The organism is Halovivax asiaticus JCM 14624 (genome assembly GCF_000337515.1).
Taxonomy (GTDB): Archaea; Halobacteriota; Halobacteria; order Halobacteriales; family Natrialbaceae; genus Halovivax; species Halovivax asiaticus.
In genome coordinates this window covers 74,648-93,758 of the sequence record NZ_AOIQ01000013.1, presented here as the reverse complement: position 1 = coordinate 93,758, position 19,111 = coordinate 74,648, and the positions used below count along the sequence as shown (strand labels likewise).

16 protein-coding genes are annotated in these 19,111 nt (G+C 64.2%); 13 read left to right on the top strand and 3 right to left on the bottom strand.

Annotated features, from left to right (window positions below; translation table 11 throughout):
- Together C479_RS07560 and C479_RS07555 are read left to right on the top strand one after the other, a co-directional pair.
- Positions 1-1,106: DUF4350 domain-containing protein (locus C479_RS07560; protein ID WP_007700343.1), on the top strand; the 1,106-nt coding region annotated here is incomplete at its 5' end.
- Entirely contained in the window at positions 1,099-2,103 is a 1,005-nt protein-coding gene (locus C479_RS07555; RefSeq protein ID WP_007700340.1) for an AAA family ATPase, read from the top strand. The genes C479_RS07560 and C479_RS07555, both read left to right, overlap by 8 nt.
- Before the next feature lie 63 nt (positions 2,104-2,166).
- Here C479_RS07555 and C479_RS07550 read toward each other — a convergent pair whose 3' ends face one another.
- From C479_RS07550 to C479_RS07540, 3 genes are read right to left on the bottom strand one after another with little or no spacing between them, the layout of a single operon-like run.
- Entirely contained in the window at positions 2,167-3,117 is a 951-nt protein-coding gene (locus C479_RS07550; protein WP_007700337.1) for a hypothetical protein, read from the bottom strand.
- Positions 3,114-3,653 carry a hypothetical protein gene (locus C479_RS07545; RefSeq protein ID WP_007700334.1) on the bottom strand — a complete coding sequence of 180 codons (540 nt, stop codon included), beginning with the start codon at positions 3,651-3,653 and terminating at the stop codon, positions 3,114-3,116. Before C479_RS07545 ends, C479_RS07550 begins: the two co-directional genes overlap by 4 nt.
- Positions 3,650-5,215, bottom strand: a complete 1,566-nt coding sequence (locus tag C479_RS07540) for a DUF58 domain-containing protein (RefSeq protein WP_007700331.1) — start codon at positions 5,213-5,215, stop codon at positions 3,650-3,652. Before C479_RS07540 ends, C479_RS07545 begins: the two co-directional genes overlap by 4 nt.
- A gap of 124 nt (positions 5,216-5,339) precedes the next feature.
- Here C479_RS07540 and C479_RS07535 point away from each other — a divergent pair, with 124 nt between their 5' ends.
- From C479_RS07535 to wecB, 11 genes are all read left to right on the top strand, one after another.
- Positions 5,340-7,535 (top strand): hypothetical protein, encoded by a 2,196-nt coding sequence (locus tag C479_RS07535; RefSeq protein WP_007700328.1) that lies wholly within the window; start codon positions 5,340-5,342, stop codon positions 7,533-7,535.
- A gap of 184 nt (positions 7,536-7,719) precedes the next feature.
- The gene (locus tag C479_RS07530; RefSeq protein WP_049907151.1) at positions 7,720-8,931 is read left to right on the top strand and encodes a sugar phosphate nucleotidyltransferase; all 1,212 of its coding nucleotides are present in this window, start codon (positions 7,720-7,722) and stop codon (positions 8,929-8,931) included.
- On the top strand, positions 8,931-10,865 hold the full coding sequence (gene glmS, locus C479_RS07525; RefSeq protein WP_007700322.1) for a glutamine--fructose-6-phosphate transaminase (isomerizing): 1,935 nt from the start codon (positions 8,931-8,933) through the stop codon (positions 10,863-10,865). The genes C479_RS07530 and glmS overlap by 1 nt, the downstream gene beginning before the upstream one ends.
- Before the next feature lie 461 nt (positions 10,866-11,326).
- Positions 11,327-11,482 (top strand): hypothetical protein, encoded by a 156-nt coding sequence (locus tag C479_RS16045; RefSeq protein WP_007700320.1) that lies wholly within the window; start codon positions 11,327-11,329, stop codon positions 11,480-11,482.
- A 210-nt stretch (positions 11,483-11,692) separates the two neighbouring features.
- Entirely contained in the window at positions 11,693-12,274 is a 582-nt protein-coding gene (locus C479_RS07520) for an acyltransferase (RefSeq protein ID WP_007700318.1), read from the top strand.
- Positions 12,274-13,359, top strand: a complete 1,086-nt coding sequence (locus C479_RS07515; RefSeq protein ID WP_007700314.1) for a DegT/DnrJ/EryC1/StrS family aminotransferase — start codon at positions 12,274-12,276, stop codon at positions 13,357-13,359. Before C479_RS07520 ends, C479_RS07515 begins: the two co-directional genes overlap by 1 nt.
- Positions 13,349-14,359 carry a Gfo/Idh/MocA family protein gene (locus tag C479_RS07510; RefSeq protein WP_007700313.1) on the top strand — a complete coding sequence of 337 codons (1,011 nt, stop codon included), beginning with the start codon at positions 13,349-13,351 and terminating at the stop codon, positions 14,357-14,359. Before C479_RS07515 ends, C479_RS07510 begins: the two co-directional genes overlap by 11 nt.
- Positions 14,352-15,794, top strand: a complete 1,443-nt coding sequence (locus C479_RS07505; protein WP_007700311.1) for a nucleotide sugar dehydrogenase — start codon at positions 14,352-14,354, stop codon at positions 15,792-15,794. The genes C479_RS07510 and C479_RS07505 overlap by 8 nt, the downstream gene beginning before the upstream one ends.
- A 20-nt stretch (positions 15,795-15,814) precedes the next feature.
- Positions 15,815-16,918, top strand: coding sequence for a glycosyltransferase (locus C479_RS07500; protein ID WP_007700308.1), 1,104 nt, complete (start codon positions 15,815-15,817; stop codon positions 16,916-16,918).
- 39 nt (positions 16,919-16,957) lie between these two features.
- Complete coding sequence (locus C479_RS07495; protein ID WP_049907150.1) at positions 16,958-18,004, top strand: DUF354 domain-containing protein; 1,047 nt, start codon at positions 16,958-16,960, stop codon at positions 18,002-18,004.
- Positions 18,001-19,065, top strand: a complete 1,065-nt coding sequence (wecB, locus tag C479_RS07490; protein WP_007700302.1) for a non-hydrolyzing UDP-N-acetylglucosamine 2-epimerase — start codon at positions 18,001-18,003, stop codon at positions 19,063-19,065. The genes C479_RS07495 and wecB overlap by 4 nt, the downstream gene beginning before the upstream one ends.
- Positions 19,066-19,111 lie beyond the last annotated feature (46 nt).

Sequence of the window (19,111 nt, the reverse complement as noted above, 5' to 3'; positions counted from 1 at the left end):
GATCGTCCGACCGGATCGCTGCCCTCGACCTCGACGATATTCCCTGGCCACAGGTACTCCTCGCCGCACTGCTGGGGGCGACGGTCCTGACGATCGTCGTCGCGGCTGCGACCTCCGCGTCGGCGTTCGGCCTCTTCAACCCGACCTGGGACGGGTCGAGCGAGTTTCGCGGCGCGATCGAGGCCGACGCCGACACGGAACTCGTCGTCGCTCGAGAGACGGGCGTCTACGAGTCCGGCGATCCGACCCAGTCGGTCGCGTTCGTCACGGCGCCGGCAGACACCTACGGCTCGACGGATGCGTCACGAGTGAGCCAGTTCGTTCGTTCGGGCGGGACCCTCGTCGTCCTCGAGAACTTCGGCTCGGCGGGGAACGATCTGCTCGCGTCCGTCGGCGCCGAGACGCGCGTCGACGGGCGTCTCCTGCGTGACGAGCACCGGTACGATCGCGGCCCGGCGATGCCGATCGCGACCGACGTCAACACGTCGACGCTTGACCGCCCCGTCGACCGGTTGGTGTTCAACCACGCGACCGCGGTCAACGCGAGCGACGACGCGACGGTCCTCGTTCGGACGAGTCCGTACGCGACGCTCGGGCCTGCGGACGCGAACCGTTCGGCGGCCGATTTCGGGCGGTATCCCGTCGCCGCCTCCGAACCGGTCGGCAACGGCACCGTCGTGACGATCGGCGATCCGAGCCTGACGATCAACGCCATGCTCGATCGGGCCGACAACGAGGCGTTTCTCGCCGCGCTGTTCGAATCGGCCGACCGCGTGATCGTCGACGTCTCACACGACGAGGAGCTTCCGCCGGCCTACGTGGCGCTCCTGGCCGTCCGCGGCTCGTCAATCCTCACGGTCGCCGTCGGTGGTGTCGGGATCGCCCTGATCGCGTTCGTGGCCGGCCGGTGGCCCTACCGCCTCGTCGTTCGTCTTCGGGGTCGCGCAGGTCGATATGGGGAGCAACCACTGGCCCGCAGTCAGGCGGACAACGAGGCCCTCCGTGCCCACCTCCGCGAACAGCATCCGGAGTGGGATAGCGAACGAATACAGCGAATAATAACAGCGCTTAACACAGGCGAAACCGAAGAGCAGTCGAATGAGTGACGTTGCGAACGTCCCCCCTGGGTCCGATCCGTCGTCGATTTTCGAGACGATTCAAACCGAGACGAGCCAGGTACTCGTCGGCTCGGATCGCCAGATCGAACACCTGACGATCGCCCTCCTGACGCGCGGCCACGTCCTCCTCGAGGGGGTCCCCGGCGTCGCCAAGACGACGATGGCGGCCCTCTTCGCCCGCGTGACGGGGCTCGAGTCCCGGCGGATCCAGCTCACGCCGGACATCTTGCCGGCCGACATCACGGGCACGCACGTGTACCGGGAGTCGACCGGCGAGTTCGAACTGCAGCGCGGGCCCGTGTTTACGAACGTCGTCATCGCCGACGAGATCAACCGGGCGACGCCGAAGGCGCAGTCGGCGCTGCTCGAAGCGATGCAGGAGCGCCAGGTCTCCCTCGAGGGGGACACGCTCGCGCTGCCGACTCCCTTCATGGTGGTCGCGACACAGAACCCCATCGAGATGGAGGGCGTCTTCGAACTCCCGGAGGCCCAGCGAGACCGCTTTACGTTCAAACTGACCGTCGACCTCCCCGATCGGAGCGACGAACGGGCGATCGTGGACAGGTTCGCATCCAACCCGACGCTCGGGCCGGCCGCGGTCGAACCGGTCGTCTCGCCTGCGGCGATCGAATTTGCCAGGGAAGCCGTCGAGTCGATTCACGTCGCCGAGCCGATCACGGAGTACATTCTGGACCTCGTCGCCGCGAGCCGTGACCACCCCGACGTCGCCCACGGCGCGTCTCCGCGGGCGACGCTCGCGTTCGTCGACGGTGCAAAGGCCAGGGCGGCCATCTACGACCGGTCGTACGTCATCCCCGACGACGTCAAATCGATCGCGGAGCCGATACTCGTTCACCGGCTCGTCCTCGAAACGGATGCGACCCTCTCGTCCACCAGTGCATCGGCTATCGTCGACGAGATTCTGGCGGACGTGTCGCCGCCAGGCGCCGCGCCGGAGGCGTTGACTGGGCCCGACCGGACGTGACGCCCGCCCCGCACCGTAGCGGGATGGTCGGCTCGAACGGTCGAGCGCGTCGGTCCACGTCCGTTACCTCGAGTCGCCCGTCGCAGCGTCGGTCCACCAGCAGGTGACCAGCCAGTCCGCCCGATCGTCGCCGGGATAGACGGTGAGCCGGACCGGCCGGCCCCGGCTCGCAGCGAGGCCAACCGCGAGAAACGACGGAATCGGGTGGTCGAATCGATCGAGTGGACCGAACGCGGCGTCGGTGACGGCGAAGGTTACGCGGTCGCCGTCGACGTCGGGTTCGATCGTCCGGGCGAGTTCGAACTGGTCGACAACGGCCTCGGCCAGCTGACCGGCCAGTGGCGCCGGCGTCGTCGCGGGATCGGCGGGACTCGCCTCGGCGAACGCCGTGTAGAGTTCTGCCCCGGTCGGTTCGAGGAGCAGACCCCGATGATCCTCGTCGGTGACGATGGGGCCGGTTTCGCCAGTGGGCGACGTGGTACTCGCCCGCTGGGGGACGAACACCTTCGGCGCGACGCTCGACGTCCCGGGGAGGTAGCGAGGCTCCGAGCGCAGGCCGAGTTCGTCGATGAGTGCCGCGTGATTGGTCGCCAGGGCACCGTAGATGCGCTCGCCAACCGACGCCGCGACGAATCGCTCGGGTGTGAGGACGTACGTGAGGAGTGCGCCGAAGAGGCCCGTGGCGCCGAGTACGAAGAGTACGTCCCGACCGGCCGGGACGGTGAGGCCACCGACGACGGCGAGCATACCGACTCCGGCCAGGCCGAGCGCCGTCCGGCGGTATCGTGCTCGTTTGGCGTTCGCGTACGTCTCCCGCAGCCGGGCGTTTTCGTCGGCGAGCAGTTCCACCTGTGCAGCGAGCTCGTCCGGGGTGAGCGTGGTCTCGGCCGCCGCGTGACTCCCGGCTGCGGCTTCGCCGCTCGTCGCTTCACCGGTCGTCGACTGCGTTCTTCCGTGCTCGGTTGGCGTGCGGTCCGTCGCCGAATCGTCTCGATCGGTGTCGTGATGACTCATGCAGTGGGATCGTCGGGCGCTTCGGTCGGAGTCGGTTCGTCGGCACGTCGGCCGGTGCGGTCCCGGACGAGTTGATACCGGTAGATTCCGTAGTAGATCGGTGCGAACATGAACGCTGCCACGGCCAGCGTGGCCCACTCCGCGAGGAGGCCGTGCGTGAGCCACGCGACGCTGCCGCCCGCGACGAGAACGACCCCGGCGGCCGCGATCACACGGCTGGCAGCCGGCCCTCGCACGAAAGACGCGGCGAGCACAACGAAGAAGGCACATTCGACGGCTGCGAGCGAGTCGACCGCGAGTGTCGATGGGTCGAGGCCGACGAGGGCGACGTGGCCCGCTGCGAGGCCGTACGGCGTGCCCGCGAGCACCAACCCGACCGCCGTCACTGCGGCGAGGACGATGCCAGCCGGGCCCAGAATAGCGACGGCCACCACAGCCTGTATTCCGATGGCCACGGCGACCGGCACCTCGTGTCGGACCTGCTCGAACAGCGTGTGTGCACTCGATCGAGCGGACCGTGTCGACGGACGATTCACGGTCGATCACCAGCTTCGAGCACGGCATCGAGCCGATCGGCCGGTCCGACTTCGAGCGCCGTGATGCCGGTCTGGCGTCCGAGCTGCCGTCTGAACGATTCGAATTCGACGTACCGGTCGTACGCCTGATCCAGTTCGCTCAGGCCGGCCGGCTCGTACAACACCGTCGGCGCGATCGCGACGAGTGCCCCGTCGCCGCGCGCCCTCGCGTTCGAGACCGCCTCGGCCAGTTCGGCGCGTGCGGTGTCGTCCGTGAGGATGACCGGCCAGATCCGGCCCGACTCGCGTCCGAGTTCCTGGTCGACGGCGGCAAACAGCGGTGCGTCGGCGACGCGTTCGACGTAGGCCGTGCGATCGGCGTAGAACGGCCGGAGGTGCCGATCGAACGCGCTCGTCCCATCGAGTGCCACCCGGGCTGCCTGCGCGTCTGCTGTGGTGGTGATCGGCGCGTGCGTGTCTCCGCGTCCGGAAATCGTCTCCCGCAGTGCACGCCCGTCACGCGTTGGTGTTGCGGTGGTCGTCGGGTCGACGGGGCCGCTCCCGGAGCGACCGGGCTCCGGTTCGAGATCGAGGAGCGCGTTCCGGATCCGTCCGCTGACGTCGGCGCTCCTGCTCGTCGGGATCCGTGTGTTGATTCCGTTTTCGCCGACGACGACGAGCCCGAGTGGGTCCCCGTGCTTGTGTGCGTCGTCGGCGATCGAGAGAGCGACCGACGTGAGGTGATCGAGCGGCGAGCTCCCGGGACCGTCGACCGCCGGTGATCGCCTGGCGTCGACGACGAGCACCGTTCGGCGATCCGTCTCGGCCTCGTATTCGCGAACGTACGGTGTCGAAAGTCGGGCGGTGGCTTTCCAGTCGATCTTGGACGCGGCGTCGCCGGCCGTGTACTTTCGCAACGCTGCCGGTTCGAGCCCCTGCCCTCGTCGTCCGTCGTCGCGCGTGCCGACGCCGACGGCGATCCGTTCGCCGCCCTCGCCGACGTGGAGTGAACTTGCCTGTCGCGCCTCGACGACGACTGTCGGCCGTTCTCCCATCGAGAGCGTTTCCGTGAACAGCCTGTCGCGGACGCGGACGCTCGCCGGTTCGAACTCGTGGCGCCCCGCGACCGGCCACTCGACGACGCTGGTTGCCGCGGCTTCCGACGCGGTGGCGTCGAGCTGTACCGACAGCGGCCGATCGACGATGGCGGCCGTCGGGACGCCGGCCGTCACGGACACGTCGACGGCACGTGCGCGCGCTCTTTCTTCGGGAAACGCACCGATCTCGCTGTCCTGCGGTCCGTCGGCGCCGTCGACGGGTCCCGTCCGCTCGCCCATCGTCGCGAGGAGCGTGACCTGGTCACGCGCTCCGGTATTGGCTCGCGTCCGAGCCGGTCGCTGTGAGACGGTGAGCCCCGTTCGGATCCAATCGACCTGTTCGACGAACGCGACCTGTCGCCCGACGAGCCAGGCACCCACGAGAAGCGCGCCGACGCCGGGAACCGGACTGCCGACGACTGCGCCGTAGCCGACCAGAAAGCCGGCCAGGGCGGCGATCTCCCACGGTCGGCGCGTAGCCTGCATAGCCGTTCGATCTACGACGACGGTGTTGAAACTACTGGTATTGTTGAGGAATATAAACTGTGCTGTACTGTACTATCTAGCTGACTGTGAATACATTTATCCCTGCTCGCGAGTACGATATTTTGTGACCTCCCTCCCCGCCATCGGGCGGTTATCGATCCCCTTCCGGTCCTTCGCGACCGTTGCCGTCGTCGTACTCGTGGTTGCTGGCGCGCTCGTTCCGACGGCGGCCGGTAGTCTCGGTGGCGACGATGCCGCCCTCGACGGCCGGAGTGACCCGGGAGTCACCGCCCCTCACGACCGGGAAATCGGCCTACCCGTCAATCCGGGCGTCGTCACGGGAGTCGATCCAGCCGTCTCCGCCGCCGCTAATTCGACGAATCGAACCGAACGCCACCGGAACCCCGAGTCGTACGAAGCGGACGGTGACACGGCAGCACTCGCGGACTGGTTCGAGGCGGATCTCACTGCTCGGCTCGAGACCGGTGCAAACTGGTTGCGCGAGGGCGAGTACGACCTCGCGAACGAGTCGATCGGCGAGGACTTCCTCTCACAGTACGCCGCGTACGTCGACGTCGCCGACGAACTCGACCGAAACGGGACGGCCGAGCTGTTCGAACGGACGCGAAACGAACAGGCCGCTCTTACCGCGCTCCTCGAAGACTACGAGGAGACGGAGACCGCCTACGACGAGGCGATGGCCGACGGAGAGACCGACCTGGCCAGAGAGCGAGCCCGCGAGCTCGAGGAGATCGCGACCCAGATAAACGAGTCGAGGGAGACGCTCTCGACGCAGTACGACGATCTCGAAGAGTCGGGTGCCGGCAACTTCTCGGAGACCAGGGAGGCGGTCGAATCGACCGCCGAGGATATCCGCTCGACACACACCGAGATCACCCGCGAGGCGTTCGAGGCGACCGCGCTGTCCGTCAGGGCCCGAAACTCGGACATCTCGTTCACCGAGCCGCTTCGGGCGGGCGGACGGCTCGTGAGCGAGACCGGCGCACCCGTCGCCGACGAGGCGATCGGCCTCGAGGTCGGGAACCGGTCGCTACGGACGACGACCGATTCGCGGGGCCGATTCTCGTTCACGTACCGGCCGGTCTCGATCCCCGCGTCGGCCGAGAACGTGACGGTAACGTACGTCCCCGATCCCTCGTCGCGCTACCTCGACTCGCGGACGACGGTCCCCGTCTCGATCACGCAGGAGACGGCGACGATCGACGAATTGACGAGTAACACCTCGTCGGTCGCGTTCGCCGACCCGACCTCCGTGTCGGCCGACGTCTCCATCGACGGCGACCCGGTCGACGGCCTCCCTCTCAACGTGACGATCGAGGGCACTGACGTGGGGGCCGGCGAGACGGAGAACGGGTCCCTCGATACGGCGATCTCCGTCCCGGCGACGATCCCTCCCGGGGAACGCGAACTCGGTGTAGCCGTTCCCACCGAAGACCCGGCGGTGGTGGCGTCGGCGACGACGACCGTCACCGTCGAATCGACCGCGCCGACGCTCGCCATCGACACGGAGCGACGTGACGACGACCTCCTGGTCAACGGATCGCTCGCCGTCGACACGGTCGGTGTGGGCGGGCAAGAAGTGACGGTGGCCGTCGACGGTGAGCGGGTCGCGACGGCGACGACGGCAGCGGACGGCTCGTTCGGGACGGCGGTCGCGATCCCGTCGACGGCCGGTGACCATCAGGTTACGGTCTCGATGGACGGCGCTGGGACGAACCTCGAGACCGTCGAAGCGACCGAGACGGTGGTGGTCTCGGCCGAACAGTCGTCGCAGGGACCTTCAGTCGGTGTGTTCGTCGCAATCGGGGGTGCGGTCGTCCTCCTCGTCCTGGCCGGAACGGGCTGGTGGCGTTGGCGCCGGTCCCGTGGCGACTCGACAGCCAGTCACAGTGAGTCGACCCCCGACCCGTCGATCACCGTTCGTGCCGTTTCCGGTCAGCTTCTCTCACAGGCTGCCGACGCGCTCGAGGCGCACCGTCCGGACGATGCCGTCCGGACGGCCTACACCGCCGTCCGAAGCCAACTCGACGCGGGCGTCGATACGCGTGCCGGACTCACGCACTGGGAGTTTTTCCGCGCGTACGAGACTCCCGACGAGACGGAAACGGAACGATTGGCGACACTGACGGCGGCCTACGAGCGAGCGACGTTCGACCCGTCGCCGGTCGAGCCAGCGGTCGCCAGGGAGACACTCACCTATGCGGACGAACTCTGTGACAGTGACGCTGCCGCTGAGTCGACAGCGCCGACGGACGAATCGACTGGAAGCAGCGATGACGGACGAATCGACGAGGAGTGAATCGTCGATTGACGTCGCCCGTACGCTGATCGTCGACCGCCGACCTCTCCGCGTCGAGTAGGCGTCCGGCGCTCACTGCTGATATTTTTCACTCCGAATAAACATATGTTACTCAGTAGCTAGATATCTCATTAGCTGTTTACAAGCAAAAGATATACTACCTCCTTGGGGATATTTTCGTCCGATGAGCCCTCCATCCGCGGTCGTTCTCGCCGCCGGCGAAGGTACTCGCCTCAGACCCCTGACGACGCACCGACCCAAACCGATGCTCCCCGGTGCGATGAAACCGATCCTCGAACACGTCCTCGATGCGCTCGTCGACGCCGGACTCACGGACATCACGCTGGTCGTCGGCTACGGTCGAAACCGCGTCCAGACGCACTTCGGCCCCCGGTATCGAGACGTTCCGCTCAGGTACGTCACCCAGGAGACGCAGCTCGGGACGGGCCACGCACTCTTGCAAGTCCAGTCGGCGGTCGACGGGCCGTGTCTGGTCGTGTACGGCGACCAACTCGTCGATGCGGAGAGCATCGACGCCGTCGTGACGGCCCACGGCGAGTCGGCCGAGCCGGCGACGCTCGCAGCGCTCGACAGGGAGAACGTCGCCGAGTACGGCGGATTGATCGTCGAGGACGGCCGTGTCCGCGAAATCGTCGAACGGCCCCGTGACGATCGCCACTATCTGTTGAACGCCGGCATCTATGTCCTCGAACCGCGGGTCTTCGACGCCGTCCGTGTCGTCGATTCCGGGCACGGCGAACAGTCGCTCGTCGACGCGATCGATCGGCTCATCGACGAGGGCGCGGTCCGTGCCGTCAGAACCGACGGGCTCTGGGCCGATGCGACGTATCCGTGGGATCTCCTGGCTATCACGACCGCGTTGTTGAACGACGGCCGAGTCGCTGACGGCGTCGCCCCGTCCGAGACGGGCGGCATCGACTCGAGCGACGGTCCGGGATCGCCGACGATTCACGAGACTGCGGTCCTCCGTCAACCGGTCGCCGTCGACCCCGACTGCGAGATCGGTCCCGGCGCGGTCGTCGGCCCGTTCGTCGCACTCGGCGAAAACGTCACGGTGGGGGCAAACGCCGTCGTGGAGCGGTCCGTCCTCGATCGCGATACGCGCGTCGGCGCGAACACGGTCGTCCGCGACACCGTCACCGGCGTCGGGGTGGAAATCGGGTCCGGCTCGACGATTCCGGGCGGTCCCGGTGACGTTCGTGTCGGTGAGCAGGTCCACGTTGATGCGCCGCTGGGTGCGTTGCTCGCCGATCGCGTCACGGACGGTGGCGGCGTGACGTACGCCCCCGGGACGGTCGTCGGCGCGGGCGCCCACCTCGCAACCGGGACGACGGTCGACGGGACAATCGAGGCGGCGACGGAGGTACGATCCTGATGTGTGGCATTATCGGATACACCGGTGCTGACGACGGCGAACAGGTCTGTGACGTCCTCCTCTCCGGCCTCTCCGGACTCGAGTACCGAGGGTACGACTCGGCGGGGCTGGCCGTCGCCGATCGATCGATCGCGATCCACAAGTGCGAGGGGGAGGTCACCGCGCTGGAAGCTGCGTTGCCGGACGGCAGCGTCGACGGTGCCGCCGGGATCGGTCACACGCGTTGGAGTACGCACGGGCCGCCGTCGGACGTCAACGCCCACCCGCACACCGATTGTACCGGTCGAATCGCCGTGGTCCACAACGGGATCATCGAGAACTATCGCGACCTCCGAGATGCCCTCTCGGCGGCCGGGCACACCTTCGAGAGCGAGACCGACACCGAGGTCGTTCCACACCTTCTCGAGGCGGCCCTCGAGGGCGACCTCGACGATGTCGTTCGACGCACGACGACGGTATCCAGCGACGACGTGGCGACGGCCGACGTAGACGTGGCTGGATCGACTGCCGTAGCTGATGGAGAGACTACCGAAGCCGATGGAGATTCCGCGGACGCAACGACAGTACGTGAGGCCGCGTTCCGGCGGACGGTCGCTTGTCTCGAGGGCAGTTACGCCGTGGCGGCCGTGTTCGCGGGCGACGAGACGGTCTACGCTGCGCGACACGAGTCGCCGCTCGTGCTCGGTATCGGTGAAGACGGTCATTACCTGGCGAGCGACGTCCCCGCTTTCATCGAGTACACGGACAGCGTGATCTACCTCGAAGACGGCGAGTACGCCCGCGTCACGCCCGATCGAGTGGCTGTGACGGACGAACGAGGTCGGGTCGTCGACGCGGATATCGAGACGATCGAGTGGGACGCCGAGGACGCCGGCAAGAGTGGCTACGACCACTACATGCTAAAGGAGATCCACGAACAACCGGCCGCGATCCGAGGCTGTCTCCGCGAGCGCGTCGAGGAGCTGACCGGTTCGATCGACCTGTCGGAGCTCGCCGCGTTAGACCGGCCGGCACGCGTCCAGTTCGTCGCCTGCGGTACGTCCTACCACGCGGCGCTGTATGGGGCGCAGTTGCTTCGCGATCACGGTATCGCCGCCCAGGCGTTTCTGGCGAGCGAATACGCGGCCGATCGCGTCCCGGTTCCGGATGGGACGCTCGTCGTGGGGATCACCCAGAGCGGTGAAACGGCAGACACCATGCGTGCACTCAGGGAGGCGGCGGGCACGGGGGCGACGACGCTCGCCGTGACGAACGTCGTCGGGAGTTCGGCCGCGCGAGAAGCCGATCACGTGGTCTACATCCGTGCGGGCCCGGAGATCGGCGTGGCCGCGACGAAGACGTTCGCGAGTCAGCAGGTCGCCCTCGCGATGGTGGCCCGCGTCCTCGCCGGCAGCGAGACGCAGGCGGCAGTCGAGTCGTTGCGGGCGCTCCCGGACGGCATCCAGCAGGTGCTCGACGAATCGCTGGCTCGCGAGGTGGCAGAGACCTACCTGGATGCGGAGGCGTACTTCTTCATCGGCCGCGGACTCGACGCGCCAGTCTCGCGCGAGGGTGCCCTGAAGATGAAGGAAATCACCTACAAACACGCCGAGGGATTCGCCGCTGGCGAACTGAAACACGGTCCACTGGCGCTCGTGACCGAGGAGACACCCGTGTTCGCGACGATCACCGGTGACGACGACGCCGTCGCGAAGACGCTCGGAAACGTCAGGGAGGTTCGGGCCCGTAACGCCCCGGTTATCGCTGTGACTGACCGTCCCGAGACCGTAGACTCGGACGCGGCGCACGTCCTCCCGGTCCCGTCGCTGGGGCGAGAGTTGACGCCGGTTCTGGCTAACGTACAACTTCAACTGGTGTCGTACTGGAGTGCAAACTTGCTCGGCCGTTCCATCGACAAACCTCGTAACCTCGCCAAGAGTGTCACTGTCGAGTGACTCGTCCATGGGCGTTCGTCGTTCTCCAATTTATTCGGGGCTCCTATCCTTCGAGTTCTCTTTTCTCACTATCTGTATTTATTCGATAGATACATTACTTCGAAATCTTAATATATTGAACGAGAATGGCTCGTCGCCGCCGAACCCCGTCGCAGTCCGCCGACTATGCCCGGACTTGCTCTGTTTGCACAGCGTAGTGGAATGAGTTCAGTAGTATTGTTGCCAGTAACTGTTTCCGCTAGATATATTACAACGCGATTCGTAGCCACAATTACGATGGCCGTCCGACGAGGTGTTCCCCAGAATGGTTAGACGGACCCCTCCAACTGTTCAAGACTTGCTCGCAAACCGACCGAGACGAACCACGCCGCTTTCGAAAACCGCCACACCGACGACGGCGTGCTCACGTCGACCCGCTCGCCGTTGTCGGGGACGTGACGCGCCCTCTCGGGTGATCGCCCATGACTGAACGCCTCGAGTCGGTCAAGCCGATCGAAGCCGAGACGGCGAGTGTCTGTGTCGTCGGGCTCGGGTACGTCGGCTTGCCGCTGGCGGTGGCGCTGTCCGAAGCCGGCCACGATCGACGGTCGCGTCCACGTGATTGTGTAAAGGGATAATGACAGCCTACAATACACATTCTCGACGTGGTGGCGGTGATGTGTTATGAGCAACGTGTGGCGTGAGGTGATGGCACGTCAACATTCGAAACTTGCGAATTCCAGTGTGGGCTTTTCCAAGTACTTCGATGACAGTTCGACTGCGGTGGATACTTCCACGGATGACACCACCGTGACTAACTTACCCGCGACGGGTGCGAGGATCCTTTGATGACGACCGACTCTCACTACCAATTGGCTGCGATCGACGACGGCGCCACCGTTGGCTACAGTTACGACGACGAGACAACACGGCCAGCGATCGGCGCGGAGACGACCATCCGCGCCGGAACCATCGTCTACGACGATGTCGTGATGGGCGAGGGCTGTGCGACCGGCCACAACGCGCTGATTCGGGAGCTGACCGAACTCGGTGACGACGTGCTGGTCGGGACGAACGCCGTCATCGACGGGCGTACGACCGTCGGTTCGCACGTCAGCATTCAGTCCGGCGTCTACATCCCTTCGGATACGACGATCGGTTCCAACGTGTTTCTGGGCCCCTACGCAGTGCTCACGAACGATCCGTATCCAATCCGCCAGGACGTCGAGCTCGAAGGACCGACCCTGGAAGACGGCGTGTCGGTCGGTTCGAACGCGACGATCCTCCCCGGCGTCACTGTCGGCGAGGACTCGTTCGTCGCCGCGGGTGCCATCGTTACTGAAGATGTCCCATCGGAGACGCTTGCGGTGGGCACCCCGGCGCAGCATCGTCCGCTTCCAGACACACTGCAATCCGCTAACGACATCTGATGATACCAATCGCTTCCCCCGACATCGCGACGCACGCTCAGGACGACGTCGAGTCAGTCTTGGAAAGCGGTATGCTCGCCGACGGCGCCGAAGTCCGTGCGTTCGAAGACGAATTTGCCGACTTCTGCGAGACGACCCACGGAATCGCCACTTCGAACGGGACGACCGCGATCGAGGCGACGCTCCGTGCCTTCGGTATCGGCGAGGGCGACCGCGTCCTGACGACGCCGTTTTCGTTCGTCGCGACTGCGAACACGATCAGACTCACCGGCGCGGAACCTGTCTTCGCCGATATCGACCCGGAGACCTATACGCTGGATCCCGAGGCGGCTGCAGACGTGGCCGCGGAGATGGACGTCGACGCGATCTTGACCGTTCACCTCTACGGGCTACCGAGCGAGATGGATGCACTGGTCGACCTCGCAGCGGAACTCGACGTCCCACTCATCGAGGATGCTGCGCAGGCTCACGGCGCGGCCGCTGATGGTCGCCGCGTCGGGTCGATCGGTGACGCCGCGTGTTTCTCGTTTTACCCGACGAAGAACATGACCACGGGCGAGGGCGGTATGGTGACGACCGCCCGCGACGACGTCGCGTCGGCGATCCGGTCGTTCATCAATCACGGTCGTCGGGCCGATGGCGGCGGCTACGAGCACGTCCGACTCGGGACCAACTACCGTCTGACCAACATCGCCGCCGCCATCGGCCGGTCGCAACTCGACCGTCTCCCTGATTTCAACGAACAGCGGCGAGCGAACGCCCGCCGACTGACCGCGGCCCTTCGAGACGTCCCTGACGTGACGCCACCCGTCGAACCGGACGGCACTCGCCACGTCTATCACCAGTACACGATTCGCACAGAGCAACGCGACGAACTGGCCGCCCACCTAGACGAACACGGCGTCGGAACGGGGATTTACTATCCGACACCGATCCACAAGCAGCCCGCCTACGAGGACGTCTCCTGTTCGGCGCCGGTCGCCGAGTGGGTCGCAGCGGAGGTCCTCTCCCTGCCCGTCCACCCCGGCGTCGACGCGGACGATGTCGACCACATAATAGAGACGATTCAAATCTATGAAAACTAATCCAAACGACCAACTCGACGTTGGTGTCATCGGCGTCGGCTCGATGGGACAACACCACGTCAGAGTGTACAACGAACTTCGAGATGTACACCTCGTCGGTGTCGCGGATGCCGACCGGGAGCGCGCCGCGGAAATCGCCGACGAGTACGGCACGACAGCGCTGTCACAGACGGATCTGCTCGAACGCGTCGACGCGGTCTCGATCGTGGTTCCGACACAGTACCATTTCGACCTCGTCGAGGAAGCGTTAGCAGCCGAGGTCGCCCCTTTCGTCGAGAAGCCGGTGCTGGGGACGTTAGAACGAGCTGAGGACCTCACCCGACTGGTCGATCGGACCGACCTGCCGGTTCAGGTGGGCCATATCGAGCGATTCAACCCGGCCGTGATGGCACTGTCGAAACTCATTGACGACTTCGATGTCCACAGTATCCAGGCCCAGCGACTCGGACCGGCACCGGAACGGACCATCGACGACAGCGCCGTCATGGATCTGATGATCCACGACATCGACATCGTCTGCTCGCTGCTGGGGCAGTCGCCCCGCGACGCCTACGGCACGGGTGTCGACGGGAATCGTCACGCCTCGGCGGTGCTGTCGTTCGACGACGAGACGATGGCCACGCTGATCGCCAGCCGCAAGACCCAGCGGAAGGTTCGGTCGCTCGAGATCACCGCCGAGGATTGCTTCATCGAACTCGACTACCTCGATCAGTCGATCGAGATCTATCGCAACTCGGCTCCCGAATACGTCAAAGACAACGGCGGCGTTCGGTTCACCCACGAGAGCATCGTCGAACGACCGTCGGTGAACACGTCGGAACCCCTCCGGGAGGAGCTCGCGTCGTTCTGCCAGGTCGTGCGCGACGGCGGTGTTCCGGAGGTGACCGTTCAGGACGGCATCGAGGCACTGGCGGTGGCCCAGTCGATCGAAGAGTCAGCTCGTGGGGCAGATAAGGAGCCGTCCCGACCCGGACAGGAGGTGTTCGTCTCTAATGACTGACTGGCGTGAGGACATGAGCGCGGCAGGGGGTGAGACACGAACCGACGGTGGGCATGCGGTCGCGGAACCGGTGACGTCGCTGTACGAGTCGGCGGCCGACGAGGCCGTCCAGCGGGCATCGTTCCTCGACGGCGAGATACCGGTCGCGGTCTACGGACTCGGGAAGATGGGCCTCCCGCTCGCGTCGGTGTTCGCCGAAACCTGTGGCAACGTTACCGGCGCGGACGTCGACCCGGCCGTCGTCGAGACGATCACCGACGGCGGCTGTCACGTCAAACGCGAACCCGGATTGGCGGATCTGGTCGGGGAACTCGCGGCCGACGACGCGTTGACGGCGACGTCGGAGCCGCGGGCAGCAGCCGAAGACGCGTCGATTCACGTCGTCATCGTGCCGACGCCGATCACGGACGCTCACGAACCCGACCTGGCGATCCTCGACGCGGTCGTCGAGGACATCGCTCGCGGACTGTCGGCGGGCGACCAGGTCATCATCGAGTGTACGGTTCCGCCGCGAACGACCGCGGACCGCGTGTTGCCCACGCTGGAGTCGGTCTCCGGACTGGATCGCGACGAGTTCGGCCTCGCGTTCTGTCCCGAGCGGACGTCGTCCGGGCGGGCACTGGAGGACATCCGCGGGGCGTACCCGAAGGTCGTCGGCGGCGTCGACGACGAGAGTGCGCGCGTGGCGCAACTGATCTACGAGGAGATCAACTCGAAGGGTGTGCTGACGACTTCGGACGCGACGACCGCGGAGTGTGTGAAAGTCTTCGAGGGGCTCTACCGCGACGTCAACATCGCCCTGGCGAACGAGCTGGGGACGTACACGGACGAGCTCGGGATCGACATCCGCGAGGCGATCGACGTCGCGAACACCCAGCCGTTCTGTGACATCCACGATCCCGGGCCGGGTGTCGGCGGCCACTGCATACCGTACTACCCATACTTCCTCATCGAGCCGTTCGAGACGGACTCGACGCTTTTGGAGACGGCCCGTGCGGTCAACGACTCGATGCCGGCGTACACGGTCGAGAAGGTTCGAGACGGGCTGGCCGAGGATGGCACAGAGCTATCCGAGGCATCGGTGGTCGTCCTCGGGCTGACCTATCGGCCGGGCGTCGAGGAGATTCGCGCATCGCCGTCGATCCCGATTGCGGAGCAACTGTCTGAGGCGGGGGCCGACGTCTACGGCGTCGACCCGATGCTGAAGTCGTTCGAGGAGTTTTCGCTGGAGCCGGTCGAGCTCGAGGAAGTGTCCGACATGGACGTGGACACGGTCGTCCTGGTGACGCCACACGACGAGTTCGAGTCGATTCGGTGGGGAGACGTGAGTCGAAAGGACGGTACCCCTCCGCTGGTGATCGATGGACGAGACGCACTCGAAGAGGGCACAGTGGAGGGAGACGTGTACACGATTGGGGTGGGTTATGATGAGTAACGAACGGGGGCGAGTGAGACGTGTATAGAGACCACACCATCGGCGTCGTCGTACCTGCCTACAACGAGGAGGGGTTCGTCGGCGACGTGATCGAGACGATGCCGGCGTACGCCGACCGGCTGTACGTCGTCGACGACTGCTCGACCGACGGCACCTGGGCGGAGATCCGGGAACACGCCGAGCGGGAGAACAGCGAACCCGCGGCCGTCAACTACGACGAAGACGATGTTCTGGCGGATGTCGAGTCGGACCGCGTGACTGCCGACGGCGGTGTCGTCGCGACTGAAGGAGCGGCTGACTCGGCCAGCAACTCTGTGGCAGCGGTCTTCGACCGTCGCGTGGTGCCGATCCAGCACGAGGTGAACCGCGGCGTCGGTGGTGCGATCAAGACCGGCTACCAGCGGGCGCTCGAGGACGAGATCGACATCACGGCCGTGATGGGTGGCGACGGGCAGATGGATCCAGACATCCTGTACAAGTTCCTCGACCCGATCGTCGAGGACGAGGCCGACTACACGAAGGGCAACCGCTTACTGTACCGGGAGTACCGACAGGGGATGTCGAAGTGGCGCTTCGTGGGGAATTCGGTCCTGACCTTCCTGACGAAGATTTCGTCGGGCTACTGGAAGACGATGGATCCCCAGAACGGCTACACGGCTATCTCGTACTACGCCCTGGACAACGTCGGCATCGGGAACATGTACGAGTACTACGGCTACTGCAACGACCTCCTGGTGAAGTTAAACGCCAAGGGGATGCGCGTGGCCGACGTCGCGATGCCGGCCGTCTACGGCGACGAGGAAAGCAGCATCAAGTACTCGGTGTACATGCGGAAAGTGTCGGGCATGCTGCTGAAGAACTTCCTCTGGCGGCTGAAAGTGAAGTACCTCGTGCTCGACTTCCACCCGCTGGCCCTGTTTTACTACTTCGGGGCCGGGACGGCGCTGCTGGGGCTGCTCGGCGGGATGTGGTCCGTGTACGAAAAGGTCGTTCTAGGTAACCCGCTGTTCATGCGGGCATCATCGAGCCTGATGCTGTTCACGATGGGCAGCATGTTCATCATGTTCGCCATGCTGTTCGACATGCAGGTCAACGAGTCCAAAGAGGTTCAGATTCGTGACTAGAGATTCAATTGCAATCTTTGAACCCCATTCAAACAATCCATGAAGATACTTTTCGATATAGGTCATCCTGCTCATGTACACCTGTTCAAACACACTATTGCGGAACTCGAATCAAGTGGACATGCGACACGGGTATTATCCAGAGACAAAGAAATCACGATAACACTCCTTGATCAGTATGGAATTGACCACACCCCGCTATCAGCGATGGGTTCGAGAAAGTTTGATCTTATTACAGAATGGGCAAAACGCGAGTTTCGTACCATCAAGATCGCACGCTCGTACAACCCCGACATCATTCTGAGTGTTGCGAGCCCACCAGCCGCTCACGCTTCCCGGCTGGTTGGGTGCCCCAAAGTCGTTTTCAACGACAGTGAACCTGCACATCTCGCGTCGAAGCTCACACATCCATTCGCGGACAAAATTTGCACACCAGCGAACTTCAACGCAGATCTTGGCGAGAAACAGGAGAGATATGATGGATATCATGAACTTGCGTATCTCCATCCAGACCGATTCAGACCCGACCCCGATTCTCTCAAAGACCACGATATCGACCCGAACGATCCTTACTCCGTGTTGCGCTTTGTTTCGTGGGGTGCACATCACGATGTTGGTCACAAGGGCTTTTCAACAGAGGCAAAACGGGAATTAGTCTCAGCCCTTTCAGACTATGGGGATGTGTATATTACTAGTGAAGACCCGCTCCCTGATGAGTTCGAAGATTACCGTCTCCCCATTCCGCCGACCCAAATTCATGACTTGCTCTACTATGCAAACCTGTACGCTGGCGATTCACAAACGATGGCGACTGAAGCAGCAATTCTTGGGACTCCTGCTGTGAGATCGAATTCATTTGCTGGCGAGGGGGATATGAGCAATTTCGCCGAACTAGAACAAGAGTACGATCTTCTCTACTCACGTACAGAGGAGGGTGAGACGCTCGAAATTGTTGGTGAACTAATCGCAGACTCAGACGCACAAGATAGATGGCGACAGAAACGTGAACAACTAATTGAAGACAAAATTGACGTCACTGACTTCATGCTTGAGATGATATACAAATTAGGGGAGTCAGATTCATGAAGATATTAACGATTGTCGGCGCTCGCCCCCAGTTCATCAAGGCGTTTGCCGTCTCCCGGGAGCTTCGGACGGATCACGAGGAGGTTCTCGTCCACACGGGTCAACACTACGACGAAGAGCTCTCCGACGTCTTCTTCGACGAACTCGGCATCCCCGAACCGGATTATAATCTGGGTGTCGGTTCCGATACCCACGGGCGACAGACGGCTACGATGCTCGAGGGAATCGAAGAGCTGATCGAATCCGAGGCGCCCGACGTCGTGTTGCTCTACGGCGATACGAATTCGACACTGGCCGGCGCGATCGCGGGGGCAAAGATCGACCCGCTGGTCGCACACGTCGAAGCCGGATTGCGGAGTTACAACCGCGAGATGCCCGAGGAGATCAACCGCGTGCTTACGGATCACGCGTCGGACCTGCTATTCGCACCGAGCGAGTCGGCTGCTGAAACGCTCGCCGAGGAGGGCATTACGGAGGGCGTCCACGTCGTCGGCGACGTGATGTACGACTCCATTCTCTGGGCCAGGGAAGTGGCCGCGGAGCGATCGACCATCCTCGACGAGCTGGGCCTCGCGGACGGCGAATACATCCTGTCGACGGTCCACCGCGCGAGTAACACCGACGATCCCGATCGACTCGAGGCGATCCTGGACGGGCTTTCCGCGGTGCCCCTGCCCGTGGTCTTTCCGGTCCACCCGCGGACGGAAGAGCGGCTCAAATACTACGGGTTCTGGGAGCGTGCGACCGACGAACTCGAGGTCGTCGATCCAGTTGGGTATCTGGATTTCGTTCGGCTGCTCGACGGGGCCGAGCGAGTCGCGACGGACTCCGGCGGCGTCCAGAAGGAAGCCTTCTATCTCGACACGCCCTGCGTGACGATGCGCGACGAGACGGAGTGGGTCGAGACCGTCGAGAGTGGGTGGAACGTCCTCGTCGGTGCCAATCAGAGAAAGATTGAGAACCAACTTACGAGAGATCAGAACGTCGATGACAAACCATCCCCTTATGGTAATGGTACTGCTGCAGAAGCCATAGTTTCGATACTCACTGAAAGTCTATAAGAAGACAAAACTACGACCTACTATCGCCCTAGTCGAATCAATAACC